The sequence below is a fragment of the Novosphingobium sp. ZW T3_23 genome (assembly GCF_044987305.1).
GTDB lineage: Bacteria > Pseudomonadota > Alphaproteobacteria > Sphingomonadales > Sphingomonadaceae > Novosphingobium.
Genome location: NZ_JBJDRF010000001.1, coordinates 65,761 through 79,983, shown reverse-complemented (window position 1 = coordinate 79,983; position 14,223 = coordinate 65,761). Strand labels below are relative to the sequence as shown.

General features: G+C 60.1%; 10 protein-coding genes. 6 read left to right on the top strand and 4 right to left on the bottom strand.

Features of this window, described 5'->3' with window-relative positions; genetic code table 11:
- Nucleotides 1-194: 194 nt before the first annotated feature.
- The 3 genes from ACI3K3_RS00310 to ACI3K3_RS00300 form a co-directional block, all read right to left on the bottom strand.
- Nucleotides 195-1,115, bottom strand: a complete 921-nt coding sequence (locus ACI3K3_RS00310; protein ID WP_404911379.1) for a glycosyltransferase family 2 protein — start codon at nucleotides 1,113-1,115, stop codon at nucleotides 195-197.
- A 1,029-nt stretch (nucleotides 1,116-2,144) separates the two neighbouring features.
- Nucleotides 2,145-3,425, bottom strand: coding sequence for an MFS transporter (locus ACI3K3_RS00305; protein ID WP_404911378.1), 1,281 nt, complete (start codon nucleotides 3,423-3,425; stop codon nucleotides 2,145-2,147).
- A gap of 90 nt (nucleotides 3,426-3,515) precedes the next feature.
- Nucleotides 3,516-6,047 carry a TonB-dependent receptor gene (locus ACI3K3_RS00300; RefSeq protein ID WP_404911377.1) on the bottom strand — a complete coding sequence of 844 codons (2,532 nt, stop codon included), beginning with the start codon at nucleotides 6,045-6,047 and terminating at the stop codon, nucleotides 3,516-3,518.
- A gap of 528 nt (nucleotides 6,048-6,575) precedes the next feature.
- Here ACI3K3_RS00300 and ACI3K3_RS00295 point away from each other — a divergent pair.
- The 5 genes from ACI3K3_RS00295 to ACI3K3_RS00275 are packed head-to-tail and all read left to right on the top strand — an operon-like array spanning nucleotide 6,576 to nucleotide 11,889.
- Nucleotides 6,576-7,964, top strand: a complete 1,389-nt coding sequence (locus ACI3K3_RS00295) for a hypothetical protein (protein ID WP_404911376.1) — start codon at nucleotides 6,576-6,578, stop codon at nucleotides 7,962-7,964.
- Nucleotides 7,964-9,442 (top strand): acyl-CoA reductase, encoded by a 1,479-nt coding sequence (locus ACI3K3_RS00290; protein ID WP_404911375.1) that lies wholly within the window; start codon nucleotides 7,964-7,966, stop codon nucleotides 9,440-9,442. Before ACI3K3_RS00295 ends, ACI3K3_RS00290 begins: the two co-directional genes overlap by 1 nt.
- Before the next feature lie 8 nt (nucleotides 9,443-9,450).
- The gene (locus tag ACI3K3_RS00285) at nucleotides 9,451-10,407 is read left to right on the top strand and encodes a LysR family transcriptional regulator (protein WP_404911374.1); all 957 of its coding nucleotides are present in this window, start codon (nucleotides 9,451-9,453) and stop codon (nucleotides 10,405-10,407) included.
- Between the two features lie 19 nt (nucleotides 10,408-10,426).
- Nucleotides 10,427-11,173, top strand: a complete 747-nt coding sequence (locus ACI3K3_RS00280) for an SDR family NAD(P)-dependent oxidoreductase (protein ID WP_404911373.1) — start codon at nucleotides 10,427-10,429, stop codon at nucleotides 11,171-11,173.
- Entirely contained in the window at nucleotides 11,170-11,889 is a 720-nt protein-coding gene (locus ACI3K3_RS00275; RefSeq protein WP_404911372.1) for an alpha/beta fold hydrolase, read from the top strand. The genes ACI3K3_RS00280 and ACI3K3_RS00275 overlap by 4 nt, the downstream gene beginning before the upstream one ends.
- Nucleotides 11,890-12,411: 522 nt before the next feature.
- Here the strand turns inward: ACI3K3_RS00275 and ACI3K3_RS00270 are convergent.
- Nucleotides 12,412-13,341, bottom strand: a complete 930-nt coding sequence (locus tag ACI3K3_RS00270; protein ID WP_404911371.1) for a LysR family transcriptional regulator — start codon at nucleotides 13,339-13,341, stop codon at nucleotides 12,412-12,414.
- A gap of 75 nt (nucleotides 13,342-13,416) precedes the next feature.
- Between ACI3K3_RS00270 and ACI3K3_RS00265 the strand changes: the two genes are divergently transcribed.
- Nucleotides 13,417-14,124 (top strand): SDR family oxidoreductase, encoded by a 708-nt coding sequence (locus ACI3K3_RS00265; RefSeq protein ID WP_404911370.1) that lies wholly within the window; start codon nucleotides 13,417-13,419, stop codon nucleotides 14,122-14,124.
- Nucleotides 14,125-14,223: the final 99 nt, after the last annotated feature.

Sequence of the window (14,223 nt, the reverse complement as noted above, 5' to 3'; positions counted from 1 at the left end):
CTTGGAGGCCCGGAAATGCCCTTCCGGTGTCATCCCAACCGAAAAGACATCGGGTGCGGCGAAGGCGCAGGCTCCGCAACCGATGCACATGCGTGCATCGATCACATTTTCCAGGATGTCGCCGGAGTGCGAGCCGCCGTGCATTGCCTCCTGTGGCTCAGGTAGAGTTTCGAAAGTGCGCATCTCGGCTCGCCTTATCGAGCGATGGCAACGGGATTGCCCGCGACCGCGCTTCGTTCGATCGCCTGCCGGCCGATGCGGATGTTCTCCACCATTCGCCTGGCCTGGCCGAGCACCCACGCCGGCGCCAGCATGCAAAGCAGAAGCGTCCCGATATGATCCCGACGCCGAAGCCTTGCCGCACTCAACCTCCTGATCTGGACCGATGCCACGAAGGCCTCGCGGGCCGAAAGCCCGCTTGTTCGCCACTCGTCCAGGCACTCATGAACCGTGGCCTCGGAAGCGAGAACTTTCTCGGGAGAGACGATCGACGTCAGCTGACCCTGCGATTTCCTGTACCAGAAAAACATGTCCCGGTGCCGCCAGAAGCTTGCTCCGAGGCTCATCAACTCGAGATAGAAAATGAGATCCTGAAAGTAGACGGCGTTTTTGAAACGTATATCGATGGTCTTGCCGTCTCGCCGATAACTGAACCCGCTGGGGCACCCGACCGGATTCCAGGCCACGCAGTGCCTTGAGATCATGCCATCGGCAAGGACTGGAATATTCACTCGCGGGCGTGAGATTTGCTCCCCAAAACTGAGACCTGCAACCGAAACGCAATGAACATTCGGCTGCTCTGCAAAAACTCTGAGCACGCCATCGAGGTAATCGTCGCGCCAGATATCGTCCGCGTCCAGAAAGAAGACAAAGTCGCCGGACACACGATCGAGAGCGGTGTTCCTCGCCCCTCCCGGTCCTTTCTCATTGGCATTATGCAGAAAATATGTCTCGACGTTTCCGTTACGGACGCCCAGCGGCAGAACCGCAGCACGGTCATCGATGACGATGAGATGCTCAATTTCAACGTCGCGCAATTGCCGTGCGACTGAAACCCGAGCATCCATCAACGCCTCATCCACGACCAAGGTCGGCGTTACTATACTTACTTTCATCGACTTTTCTCTCGACGGGATGCTCAATCGCAATTCCGATTACCACACCGGATCTGCTCTTTGCCGTGAATTGCGTGCAGCGGCCACAGGTCAGCCTCAGGTCAGCCTCAGAACTAAGCTCTCCAGCAGCCGGACGCTGCTGAAGAAAAATCCGCTAAAAGCCACAGTTTCTTCAGCTGAGACGAAAAGCGCTTAACCTGTAGCGATTACAACCGCAAGACAATCGTTGTTTGATATTGAATATTTATTGTTAAAGTAAACTAACAGTTTCAATTATTCGCCTCAGCGCGTCGGGATTCCACATCAATCTCCATAACAACGCCCAATCAGACATATCACCCATGCCCTCCTGCCGACGCCGCACAGAGCTGGGCTTTGAAAGGTTTCAACGAGCAGGCCAGCTTGCTTCGATACAACCGGAAGTCTGGCGCCAGGTCGCGGGGGCGCTTTGCGTGCCCGCCGGCGGACGCCCGCGCGGCTTCAAGCACTTTGGGGGAGGGCATGCGACTGCGGCTTCTTGCACTCCATGACGGGTAAGATCGTTGCGGCGCTTTGCAAGCACCACGGCCTAAGTGGCATCTACTCCGTGAGACATGGGGGCGGTGACGACCCCTTTTTGTCGTTCAGGAACCGATTTTCGATCTCTAGGCACGGACCGGCAGCTATCTCGGCAGCAGACGACCCAGCTTTGGTCGTTCCGAACTGGCTATGGGAATGTCAGCTCACGCCGGAACCAGTCATCGAAGCGTTAAATGTCTGGTTGCGTCAAACGCGCCTAAGTCTCCGATAACTGGAACTGGGGCGAGGCTGTACAAAGGGTTTCAGGTACTCGGCTTGGAACAGCCGCCATTCCAACAATCCAGCCCCCGCCGATCGTCGACCTGCTTATGCCATCTCTTAGCCGCCGACCGGCGGTCCATCGGAAACGAAGATGTCTCCTCAGTGCGCAAACTGGATAATTTCATTGATGACGCGGCCCATACCACAGATGCCCGAGCGATGGCTTAGCCTCCCAAAAAGGGATCGGGGTCAAGCGCCTTCCGCTGGTAGGCTCTCGTCAATCCGATGCAGATTAGAACCGCGTGCCTTCTGGCTTTTCGCATTCTTCGTACTCAGAATAAGATACCCGCTGATCAGGCTTCCGGGAACGCCTGCAAAGAGCAGAGGTTCATAGCTTCCAGCTAGATCGTAAAGTAAGCCCGATAGGAGCGGCCCCAAGCCGGCGCCAAGCGCAACCACGCTATTCATGAGGCCAAAAATCTTTCCAAAGCTTGCGAGGCCTGTCAGCCTGCTAGTGAGATAAGCCGTGACCTGAAGCTTCGTCCCAACGGCATAGCCGATGATGACGATCCCCAGCATGATCATCGCAAGGTTCGGTTTGGCTATTAGTAGAACAAACCCGGCGGCAGAGGCCGCAATGGTTATTGCGCCGATGCGGGCGGCATCGAACCTGTCCATCAGGGCGCCGGTGATGAGCTTGCCGAAGATGCCTGCGATTCCCGACAAGCTGGCAAGCCAGGCAGCTGTCTGCCGTTCGAGGCCCATATTTGTCAGAATGGGCACTTGGTGGACAATTACGGCCAAGCCGAGCGTCATCATGATAAGGGTTGCCAGAGCAAGTCTGACGAGTGCTGGGTTTCTCAGCGCCTGACCAATCGTCATCGCTTCCCGAGCGCGAGCCTCCATCGATCGCGCCGGCTGCGGGTCATCTTTCCGTGGTGGGCCGCGCAGGAACAACAGCGCGAGTATGAGCGCAGGCGCGCACCACCCGAAGCCAAGCCAGAACCAGGCGTCTCGCCACCCGAAACTGGCTATCAACCATTGGGCCAGCGGCGGTACCAGGGACTGCGCGATGGCAGTTCCCGATAGCATTACGGCCAAGGCCAGCCCTCGACCGGCATCGAATACGCCGGTGACCGCATGCGTCCAGACCGTTGATTTAACCGTTAATCCTACGACGGCGTAGAGGCACCACAAGCCTATCCAATTAGCCACTGATGGTCCCGTCGTGCCAAACGACGCGAGGCAGCATGCTGTCAGCACAAGCCCGGGCACGGCGATCCTTCTGCTTCCCCAACGGTCGATGATCGAACCGACGATCGGAGAAAGGGGAACCGTAGAGATGGCGGCGATCGCGAGCCCGCCCGTTATCTCGGCCCGGCTCCACCCGAACTCATTCTGGAGAGGTTCGATGAATAGCCCTGAAGAGTAGGTCGCAATGGAATGAAATGAGAAGCCGACCATCGCCGTCAGCACCAGCGGCCAAGAACTTCGCCATTCGCTTGCCGCAGCTGATGAAAACTGTACCATGATCATGGCTCCTGCTTTTCTTGAGCGGCGCCCAATTGATTTTGGGCCGCCTTTCATGAGCACCTGTTAAACAGGCAAAAGCCGCTCCGATTAGTCGAACCGGTAGCGCAGGCGCAGTCCGTACATCCTCGGCTCACCAAGGTAGCGCGAGATGAAGCCCGACGAAGATTGCTCGTTGACGTGGGTGTAATAGTATCGCTTCGTCACATTGGTGGCGAAGAGACCGAGATCGAGCGGCGATCCGGCAATACCGTCCCAATTCAGATTGAGGTCGACGAGCGACAGAGGTTTCAGCGTTCCCTCGGCCGAGGTGTACGTCGTGATGAGCTGCGACCGGTACGAGTAGGTTCCCGACAGCGTTACCTTTCCGATCGCCTCCGGGAGTGGCAAAGTGTAGCTCGCCATCGCCGCTACCTGATGTTTGGGCGAATAGGGCAGCGCCTTGCCCGCAACAGAGGTGAACAGCACGAAGTTGTAGAGACTGCCCGGCGGGATCGTTATCGGATCCAGCGTCTTGAGCCTGGTATTGAGGTAGCCATAGCTTGCGCTCAGATCGAAACCCGCGAACGGTGAAATGGCGGCCTCGACTTCCACGCCATAGATGCGTGAGCTGCCGGCATTCACGATGGCCGTGTTGGGGGCCACCGCCCCTTGAAGGTTGGTTAGCCCCAGTTGGACCTGCTGATCCGTGAAATCATTGTAGTAGGCCGCCACATTGAAGCGGCCGGGCAAAGCACCGCGCCAACTCGTTTTCGCGCCGATTTCGTAAGTATCGACTTTCTCGGGACCGAAAGTCTCGAAGCCATCTGCGCCGAACGGGTTGGTGCTTCCTTGCCTGTAGCCGCGGCTGTACTTTGCGTAGAGCAGCACATCGGCGACTGGCTTGTAATCGGCGCCGATCGTCCAGGTCGGCGCGCTCGACTTCTGGGAAAGTGCTTGCCAGCAAGCACCGGGCACTTCAGTTGCCGGAATGGAATTCGAGAAGTCGAACGTACCGTTGGGGTTTCGGGTCGGTCCATTTGGGCCAAGTGCCGGGTTGAGGCAATAAAAGCGCGGATCGTTCTCCGCCGGGAAACGGACGATCTGTTTGCTCGCTACGCTCGACGTCTTGTCCCAGGTGTAGCGAAAGCCGCCCGTCACCGAAAACGCGTCGGAGAACTTGAAAGTACCTTGCGCATAAAGGCCGATATTGCGGAAATTCGTACGGGTAAGCTGCCTGCTGAGGCTGCCGACGAGCCCCTCGCGCCCGGTCAGCCGCCCGAGTGCATCGACGCACTCGAAGTCGTCTGAATCGAGACAGGACAAGTTGGAAGGATTTTGGTTGCCGTAAGTGCCCAGTGGAGCGCTGCGTTCGAAATAGGCCCCGGTCTGCCAGTTGAGCCGCTCCTTGAAGGCACTACCCTGCAACTGAAGCTCTTCGCTGAACGTCGATTGATCGTTACTATGGAGGCCGGGCGCCGCCTCGAGGGTAACGAAGGACAGCTCACGGCCAGCCATGTCGCCGGTTGGGCGGCCGAGAAAACTGTCAGGAACGACCCACCGCGTGCCAAAACCCTCGTTGCGGCTTGTCGAGGTCAATTGCGCATAGCTGACGATGTTCTTGATGGTCAGATGATCGCTGGCCATCAAAGTCGTCGTGTTGATGATCTGCCACTGGTCTAGGTCTAGCTTCGCTCGCGGGACCGTATTTTCAACGGCGTACCGCCCTTCGCCTTCCTCGCGTGCCAGCTGCCCGCAGGAAAGTATTCCGGTTGGAAGCGGGCTGCCGTTGCGGGTCGGGAAGCAGTTGGTGACCTTTGGAACAAGGCCGTTGGTTCGTGAACGCGTAAAGGACGCGATCGTGTAATTCTCAAGGTCCGGGGTAAGATCGACGACCAGACTGGCCCTGCCGGCAATGTAGCCGATATCGGCGAACCGGGTGGGCCCCGTGGGTGCCAGGTTCCGCAGATAACCGTCGCGGTTCTGCCAATCCACGCCGACCCGAAGTCGGGCCTTTTCACCAAGAGGCGTATTCACCACCGCCTGGAGGCGACGCATGCCGAAATTGCCGATCCGGCCCTCGACATAACCTCCGAATTCCTCTTCGGGCTTCTGGGGCACCAGCAGTATCGCCCCGCCCGTCGTATTCCGGCCGAACAGCGTTCCTTGCGGGCCCTTGAGTACCTGGACGTTCTGCAGATCGAAGAAACTTCCCGGGCCGGCACCGTCGCCGCCGCTTGTCGAGCCGCCCCCACGAGGCGCCACTACGTCCGCGAAGTAGACGGCGACCGAAGCCGTTGTCCTCAGTTCCTGATAGAACCCGCGGATTGAAAACGTCGTGTTTTCCGTTCCGAAGCGAGAGTTGGCGGACAGCGACGGCGTGTACCGGGCAAGATCCAGGCCGCTGTTCACATTGTGATCGTCGAGCTGTTCCTGATTGAAGACGGTCATCGAGATGGGAACGTCCTGGAGGCGCTCTTCCTGGCGCCGAGCGGTGACGATAATGTCGCCGGCGCCGATCGCCTCGCTGCTTCGTCCCCTTTCGGGAACCGCATCCTCAGCCTGAGCGAATGCAGGGAGTGCAATGACGGATGATGCGGCTGCCGAAAGCGCAATGCTCCAACTCAGACCCGGGTTTGCCATAGGTCTTTTCTCTCCCTGATGCTGACAGAGTTGCCTGTCGTGGTGCGCCGATTCCGGCGTCGCTTGATTTGCACCAAGTGTGTTGGGCGTCCGCTGCTGCGTGAAGATAGCAATACGTTCTCGCCGCGAGAGGAAATGCCTCTTCCTCGCTGCTCCCGCGTCTAGAAGAAGCAAGGTGTCTGAGGGCGGAAAGGGCTACCGGGCGACCAATGCCTACGAGTGGCTGTCTCAGGTACTTATGATCGCTGCAAGACGAGGTAGCAGGTTTCACTGAGCCATCGCCTCTTGAACCAGCAGTCGGCCGTGAATTCGTAATTGCGATGGCGAGAGCGTCGGAGACATCGTGGCAGCGATGCAAGGCTTGGTGCGCCCCTCCTCCGATAGTCCGATCCATAGATCAGCCGCCTCGCAGGCGGCATTCCGCCCAGCAATAGGATTTCCCTATGGCCGTGAGACAAGAATGACGTCTTCTATGACGCGTTGGATGCATCCACCTTGCCGATAATAGATCGATGAGAGGATGCAGCCATGACTATCAGTCTTCTGCCGGACAATCCGGCAGCCTGGACCTATCGGCGTTTCGAGGATCTCTACGCCGTCCCTCGTGAAGAGCGCGAGAAGCTGCAGCTTGAAGCCGTCCGAATCAATTTCGCAAAGCTGCGCAACCGTATCCCGGCCCTCAAAAAGCTGGCTGACCGCCAGGGCGTGGAGGCCATCGACAAGCTGGAAGACGTGTTGCCGGTCTGCTTCGATCACCGCGTGCTCAAGAACTATCCGATCCAGATCATCGAGAACCGCGATTTTGCGAAGCTCACCAGTTGGCTGGACAAGCTGACCGCGCATGACCTTACCCGCGTGGACCTCACAGGCGTCACGACGATCGAGCAATGGCTTGGCAGGCTTGAAGCTTATGGCATGCTTGTCACCTATTCCAGCGGAACGACCGGGAAACTCTCTTTCGTGCCGCGCTCCTATGATGAACTCGGTCCGTGGAAGTACCATTTCTTCAGCGTGAACCGCGCATCGAGCGGCGTCGATCCCTGGACCACCAAGCTGCCGACCTTCTTCCCGGGCTACCGCGGCGGCTATCAGACGATGCTCAAGATGATGAGCCTGTTCAACGTCGAGATGGCGGGCGGCGAGGAGAATTACCACACGCTCTACGACACGCACATTCCCGCCGATCTCATGGCCCTTTCCGGCCGCTTGCAAGCGGCAGAGGACAAGGGGGAGGTGATGAACTTAGGCCTCGACCCCGCCTTGCTTGAACAGCGCCAGCAGATGCTGGCTCAAGGGCGGAGCCGCGAAGGCGACATGGAAGCATGGTTCGGCAAGCTCATTCGCGACTATCGCGGCCAGCGGGTAAAGATCGGCGGCACCTTCGCGGATCTCTACCGCGTCGCCCGAGCGGGCCTGGACAAGGGCATGACCTGTGAATTCGCGCCGGGCTCGATCCTCCAGGGCGGTGGCGGCATGAAGGGCTACAAGGACGCTCCCGCCGATTGGGAGGATCAGGTGAAGACCTTCTTCGGCGTAGGGCGCCTTGGCAACCAATACGGCTTTTCCGAATGCATCGGTAACGCCCCGCTCTGCGACCACGGTTTCTTCCACTTCCTGCCCTACACCGTACCATTGCTGATGGATGCGGAAGGGAAGGCGCTGCCGCGTGAGGGTGTGCAGAAGGGTCGGCTTGTGCTCGTCGATCCCATACCGACGTCCTATTGGGGCGGGTTCACGTCCGGCGATGAGGTGACGATGCATTGGGAGGAAGATTGCCCCTGTGGTTGGGGTGGACCGCGCGCTTCGAAGTCGATCCGGCGCTTCGCCGAGAACGAGGGCGGGGACGACAAGATCACCTGCGCCGGTTCGCAAGCGGCCTACAACGAGTTCATGGAATTCGTGGCGGGAGAAGCATGATGGAGCAGATCCTCGAAATACCGATCATTGCGCGTGGCCGGATCATAGTGCCCGGCGACGACGCCGTGCAGTTCAAGGGGCGCGGCGGCGCGGATTTTCGCCAGGCGGACCCGCACAAGCACATTCACGATCTCGTGCTGGGCGATACGGCCAAGCTGCGCGATCTGCACGACACGCCGATGCTGGAGATCATCGATCTCTTCGTCGAACTCGGCAAGCGCCTGCGACTGGATGACAATGAACTGCTCCAGCAAAGCTTCGCGCTTGCTCTCAAGGCTGGCGGCCTTGCGGAACCCATTCTGCGCGGCGTTTACGATGCCCTCCCGCATATGTTCGAGCGGAATATGATGACCGACCTCGTCGACAAGACGATCGGCCTTGATCACATCGACGGATGGGTTCCCGGCAGCGGCTCTTACGGCAATGTCAGCATACGTGCGGTCGGCACCCGTCAGTTGCACATCACTGCCGGCAACGTGCCGGTTGTCGCAGCCATGACCGTGGCTCGCGGGGGGCTCACCAAGTCCGACATCCTGATCAAGTCGCCCTCCAACGATCCGCTTACGGCCAATGCCATCGCCCGCACGCTGATCGACCTCGCACCCGATCATCCGGTGACGAGGCATATCGCGATCGCCTATTGGAAGGGCGGAGACGAATTCATGGACTCGCAGATCGTAAGGACGAGCCGGATCGACAAGATCACCGCATGGGGCGGCATGAGTTCGGTGCGCCATATCCAGAAGTTCCTTCAGCCCGGTATCGATCTGACCGCGCTCAACCCGAAGTACTCGATGTCGATGATCGGCCGCGACACCTTCGCCAGCGAAGCGGCCATGGACGAGGCGGCGATAGGTCTTGCCACGCTGGCCGGCTTCTATAACCAGACCGCCTGCGCGAACACGCGGCTGGTCTATGTCGAAAGCGACACCGATGAGGCCTCGCTGGAGCGTGTGGCCGAACTGGGGCGCCGCATGGTCGCTGCCTACGATCTGCTGCCGCCGCTGCTCTCCGTCCCGTTCTCCGTGCCCAACCGTGAGCTGGAGGCCGAGATGGCAGCCGTCGCACTTGAGGACGATTTCTACCATGTCGAGGGCGATACGCTGAAAGGCGGCTTCGTCGTCTCCAAGTTCAACGACCGCGTCGAATTCTTCGACAAACTGAACAACCGCGTAGTCAATTTCGTGCCGGTCGACAATCTGACGGACGTGCTCAAGTGGTGCGACGATACCACCCAGACCGTGGGGATCTATCCCGAGAGCATTCGGTCCCGCCTGCTCGATGCCTTTGCCCTGGCCGGTATCCAGCGCCTCGTCTCGCTCGCGGGAGGGGATCCCATGACGGTCTACGCCAATTCCCATCACATGCCGCCAGGTTCGCCGCACGACGGCATCGAACCAATGCGGCGCTCGGTTCGCTGGGTCGTCGACATGCGGCCTACCCATCAGGGGGCCGCCCTCGAAATCGCGGCCGAGTAGCCAACCGGATGGAAACCGCGCACCTAAAGGCCTTCCTAAAGATTTCCGAATACGGCTCGATCACGCGAGCCGCGGAATCTCTGGGAATTGCCCAGCCCTCGCTCAGCCAGCAATTGCTGAGACTTGAGGACGAACTGGGCTTCAGCCTGTTCGATCGGTCCGCACGGGGCGTGATCCTTACCGAGGCCGGGCACATCTTCCGGGAACGGGCCCGCCACATTCTTCAGGCGGCCGAAGAGGCGATTGCAGATGGGCGACACTTGCGCGAAGACCTGCGCGGCCAGGTCGTCCTTGCAATGCCGCCGTCGATAGGCCGGCTGGTTGCAGTACCGCTGATCGCGGCGCTTGGAGAACAATCGACCGCCGCCAGCGTAAGGATCGTCGATGCCTATAGCGGCGCGATCCGAGGCTGGCTGGAATCGGGCAAGATCGATCTCGGGATACTCTACGAAAGTCAGAGCATGCGGCATCTCTCGACCCGGCGGCTGTGCCGGGAAACGCTGTTTGCCGTGGGCAAGCCGGACATTCTTGCCCGTTTCGGAATTCAACCCGGTGCCAACCTCAACGAAACTCCCATGACTTTCGAGGCGCTTTCCCGCTTACCGCTGGTCCTTCCGGGCGTGCAGCACGGCTTGCGGCAACTTCTCGATCGGGAAAGCAGTCACCTCGGGCTCGATCTGCCCGTGCAGCAGGAAGTCGATTCCCTCGAAATCACGCTGGCCCTGATAGAGAGCGGCGCGATGTGCAGCGTACTGCCGTGGTCCGTCATCGGCGACAAGGTGGCTTCCGGCGCGTTGAGCGCGGCCCGCATCGGCGCCCATGATCTGGCGCGCACTATGGTCATCGCACGTAACCCGTCGATCGTGCTCACCCATGCTTCGGTGCGGATCGAGATGTTGTTGCGGCAATTGCTGGCATCGATGGCGAGCAGCGGCTCCTGGTTGGGCCAGGCCATCGAAGAATGACGAGCGAGGTATGGACCTGATGACGAGCATATCCCTCTCCGGGAAGGTCGCCCTGGTGACCGGCGCAGGCCGAGGCATCGGCAAGCAGATCGCACTTCGGCTCGCCGCCGGGGGCGCGAGCATCATCGTCCATTTCAGCGGCAGCGAGGCCGGCGCCGCGGCGACTGTGGATGAGATCGTTGCGGCTGGCGGCGAGGCGATCAGCATAGGCGCGGACATTAGCAAGCGGTGCGAAGTCCAGCGACTTTTCGACGCAATCGACCAGCACTTCGAACGCCTCGACATCGTCGTGAACAGTGCCGGTGTCAGCGGCGGCGGAAGTCTTGCGGACCTCGATGAGGAGCAACTCGAGTGGATGCTGGGCGTCAACTTGCGAGGGCCGCTCTACATCGCGGCAGAAGCGGCAAGCCGATTGCGCGATGGCGGACGCATCATAAATCTGTCGTCCAGCCTAGGCGAATTCCCCATGGCGGGAGCGGGTATCTATTCGGCGACGAAAGTCGCTATCAAGAGCTTCACCGAAAGCTGGGCAAAAGAGCTTGGCCGGCGAGGCGTGACGGTCAACACCGTCATCCCCGGGGCGACGGCTCCGGGGATGATGGACAGAGCACCGCAGGAAACCCGTAGCTTCTTCGAGCAAGCCTCTCCGTTCGGGCGTATCGGTACAGCGGGAGAAGTCGCGGCGGTGGTGGCCTTTCTTGCTTCGCCGGAGGCAAGCTGGGTTTCGGGAGCACATATCCTTGCCAATGGCGCGGCCAGCACATGACGACATTCGTCCTCGTGCACGGCGGCGGCCATGGCGGTTGGTGCTGGGCGCCTGTCCGACGCGCCCTACAGCACGCGGGACACGAGGTCTTTGCGCCAACGCTCTCCGGGCTGGCGGACCGCAGCCATCTGCTGTCTCCGGAACTGGGTCTTGAAACCCATGTAGCCAACATCGCAGCTCTCCTCAGGTTCGAAGACCTGCACGATGTCGTCCTGGTCGGCCATAGCTACGGCGGCATGGTCGTCACCGGCGCCGCAGATCGTGAAGCGCATCGGGTTGGGCGGCTCGTTTATCTCGACGCAGCTATTCCCGAAGGAGGCGAAGCGTTGGTCGACGTGTCGCCGGGCCTTCTGCTTCTTGCAGGGACAACGCGGATCGTCGATGGGGTCGAGCTGGGACTCTGGCCCGATGCCGCAGCGCAGGCGATATACGGTCTGGAGACATGCCCACTCAAGGATTGGGCCTTGGAACGCCTTACGCCGCATCCTTGGAAAACTGTCACCGACAAACTGATCCTGCGCGATCCGGTCCGCCTCGCTAGAATCCCGCGTACCGTCGTAAATTGCCCGGCTTCGCTGACTAACCGGCCGGAGGCCATGCGCCATCGCTGGTTGCAGGCAGAGTTGGTACTGTCGCTCGACACAGGCCATGACATGATGCTGACGGCACCGCAGAAGGTTATCGATATCCTGCTTCAAGCCGGAAAATTCGGCTAACGTATCATTCTGTTGCTCTGAAAAACTTCCCTGAATCCTCAGGCAGACCAGGAATGCCCAGTTGGAAAAAGCAATCAGCGTTGTGAACGTCGACAATCGGGCGAATCCGGAAAGGCCGGTTCCAGGTTAAAATCGTTCAAGGCCACCGCGTGTCCGGTTCTGGTGGGAAACCCGACATTGCGGCTCATGCCCGGGAACGACCGGAAAGTCTCAACCCCGGTCGTTATCTTCATCATCAGATGAACCTGAGACCAATTTCACGTGCTCGATCCGATTTGGCGAATGGCAGCTCGTGTGGCGGATTTGCACGCTTGCCTGACAGCAACGAAAAAGCCTGCGCGTCCTTCGATCTGAGCGGGAGTAAGGCCTCGTTAACGCACCATTGCCGAACGTTGCGCCATTCCGGCGCTGATCAGGCAGATCAATCGCAGCAATAGCCGCGCTGCAGTTCTCGTGAGCCGATACCGAGGGAGGGTTTCCTGGTCTTCTCTCGATCGTCGCTGCGGAAAACGCCCAATAGACTTATTCGAGCAGGCCGGCCGCCGCCGCGAGGCGGGTAGCATCGACAATCTCATCTATCGTTACCCGCAGGCGCGGAACTATCATTGGAGAGGCGATCCAGAGGGCATGGATCGGCAGGTGATCGGCGACGAAGTCTCCGAGAACGGAGACGAGACTTCCGTCTGCAATCTCATCGCGGGCCAGCCAATAAGGCAGCAAGCCTATCCCTTGTCCTCCTCTGATCGCGGAATGGGTCAGCAGGCTGCCGTCCAGCATCAACCTGGGATTGGGTGTGAAAGCGATGATATCGCCGGTCTGACTGTGGAAGCGCCAGGGTGCCGGCCGTCCGCCTCGCGCAGCGGCGATCAGGTTATGTCCGGACAGATCCTGCACGATCAGCGGGATCTTGCGTGTGGCGAAGTATTCCGCCGATCCGCAAAGCACGACCCGCTGCATCCCGAGACGCCGGGCCATAAGGCCGGGAAGCTCCGGCAATTCGCCGATCCGTACGGCAAGATCGATGGCTTCCTCCGCCAGCTCAGACATGGCTGTCGAAGTCGAGATATCGAGGCGCAGACGGGGCCAGGCATCGCAAAGCCGGTAAAGGGCAGGCGCGATGATCCGGGTGCCTAGCAACGGCGGCAGGCTGATCCGCAGCGGGCCCGCGGGCTCCGATGCCAGCAGGGCAAGTTCCGCCTCGACCCGCTCGATCCGGTGCCGCGCCTCACTGCAAGCCTCGCGATAGACTTCGGCCTCCGCCGTAAGCGCGAGGCGCCGGGTGGTACGGTGGAAGAGCCTGACGCCGAGCCTCACTTCAAGGCGGCCGACGGCTTTGGCGATCGCGGATGCCGTCAACCCGAGTCGAGGTGCGGTGGCCGCGAAACTTCCGGCTTCGCACACTTCGAGGAACACGCGCACTTCGTCGCTGGAAAAATGGCGGGCATCCGTCATTTCAGGAACTGAGTTCGTGAATCAGGGGAACATCCTTCATTTTACCCGAAGTACCGGCCGGAATATCCTCTGTCCATGAGAGACACAACTTACGCCATCATCGGCGGATCGTCCGGCATCGGATTGGCCCTTGCGACAGCGCTCGTCGAACGCGGCGATCGTGTCGTGATCGGGGGGCGCTCGACCGAACGGCTCGATGCCGCGGTTCGGCAGTTGGGAGACGGGGCCATAGGGCGCCCGGTCGATACCACCGATCGTGCCTCAGTTGCAGGCTTCTTCGCCGGCACCGAGGGGCTGTCAGGCCTGTTCATATCTGCCGCCAGCTACCGTACGGGGGCTTTCCGAGACGGAGATCCGGAAACGAGCGAGGCGCTGTTCGCCGCCAAGTTCTGGAGCCAGTACTGGACCCTCTTCGCAGCCTTGCGTCACTTGCGAGGAGATGCCGGTATCGTGCTGATGTCCGGCGCGGCCTCGGCCCGTCCCATCGGTGCGCCGGCCTATGCGGCCTGCAACGCCGCCGTCGAAGGTCTAACCCGCGGATTGGCGATTGAGCTGGCGCCGATCAGGGTCAACTGCCTCTCTCCGGGTACGACCGACAGCGAACTCTGGCGCAGCCGGCCAAATGAACAGCGTGAGACGGCGTACGATCATTGGCGCCGGCTTTGCGTCGTGCAGCGACCGGCGCATGTGGAAGAACAGGCGCATGCCGCGCTCTTCCTTCTGGACAATGGCAACATGACCGGCAGCACATTGTTCTGCGACGGCGGCTATACCTTTGCGTGAGCGCGTATTCAGTCGTTAGGTTAGGTTTGATTTGGCAACACGACAACTGCGGTCGTGAGCGCTCAGTTTTTGAGCAGGTCTCTCGCTGGCTTCGCTTTG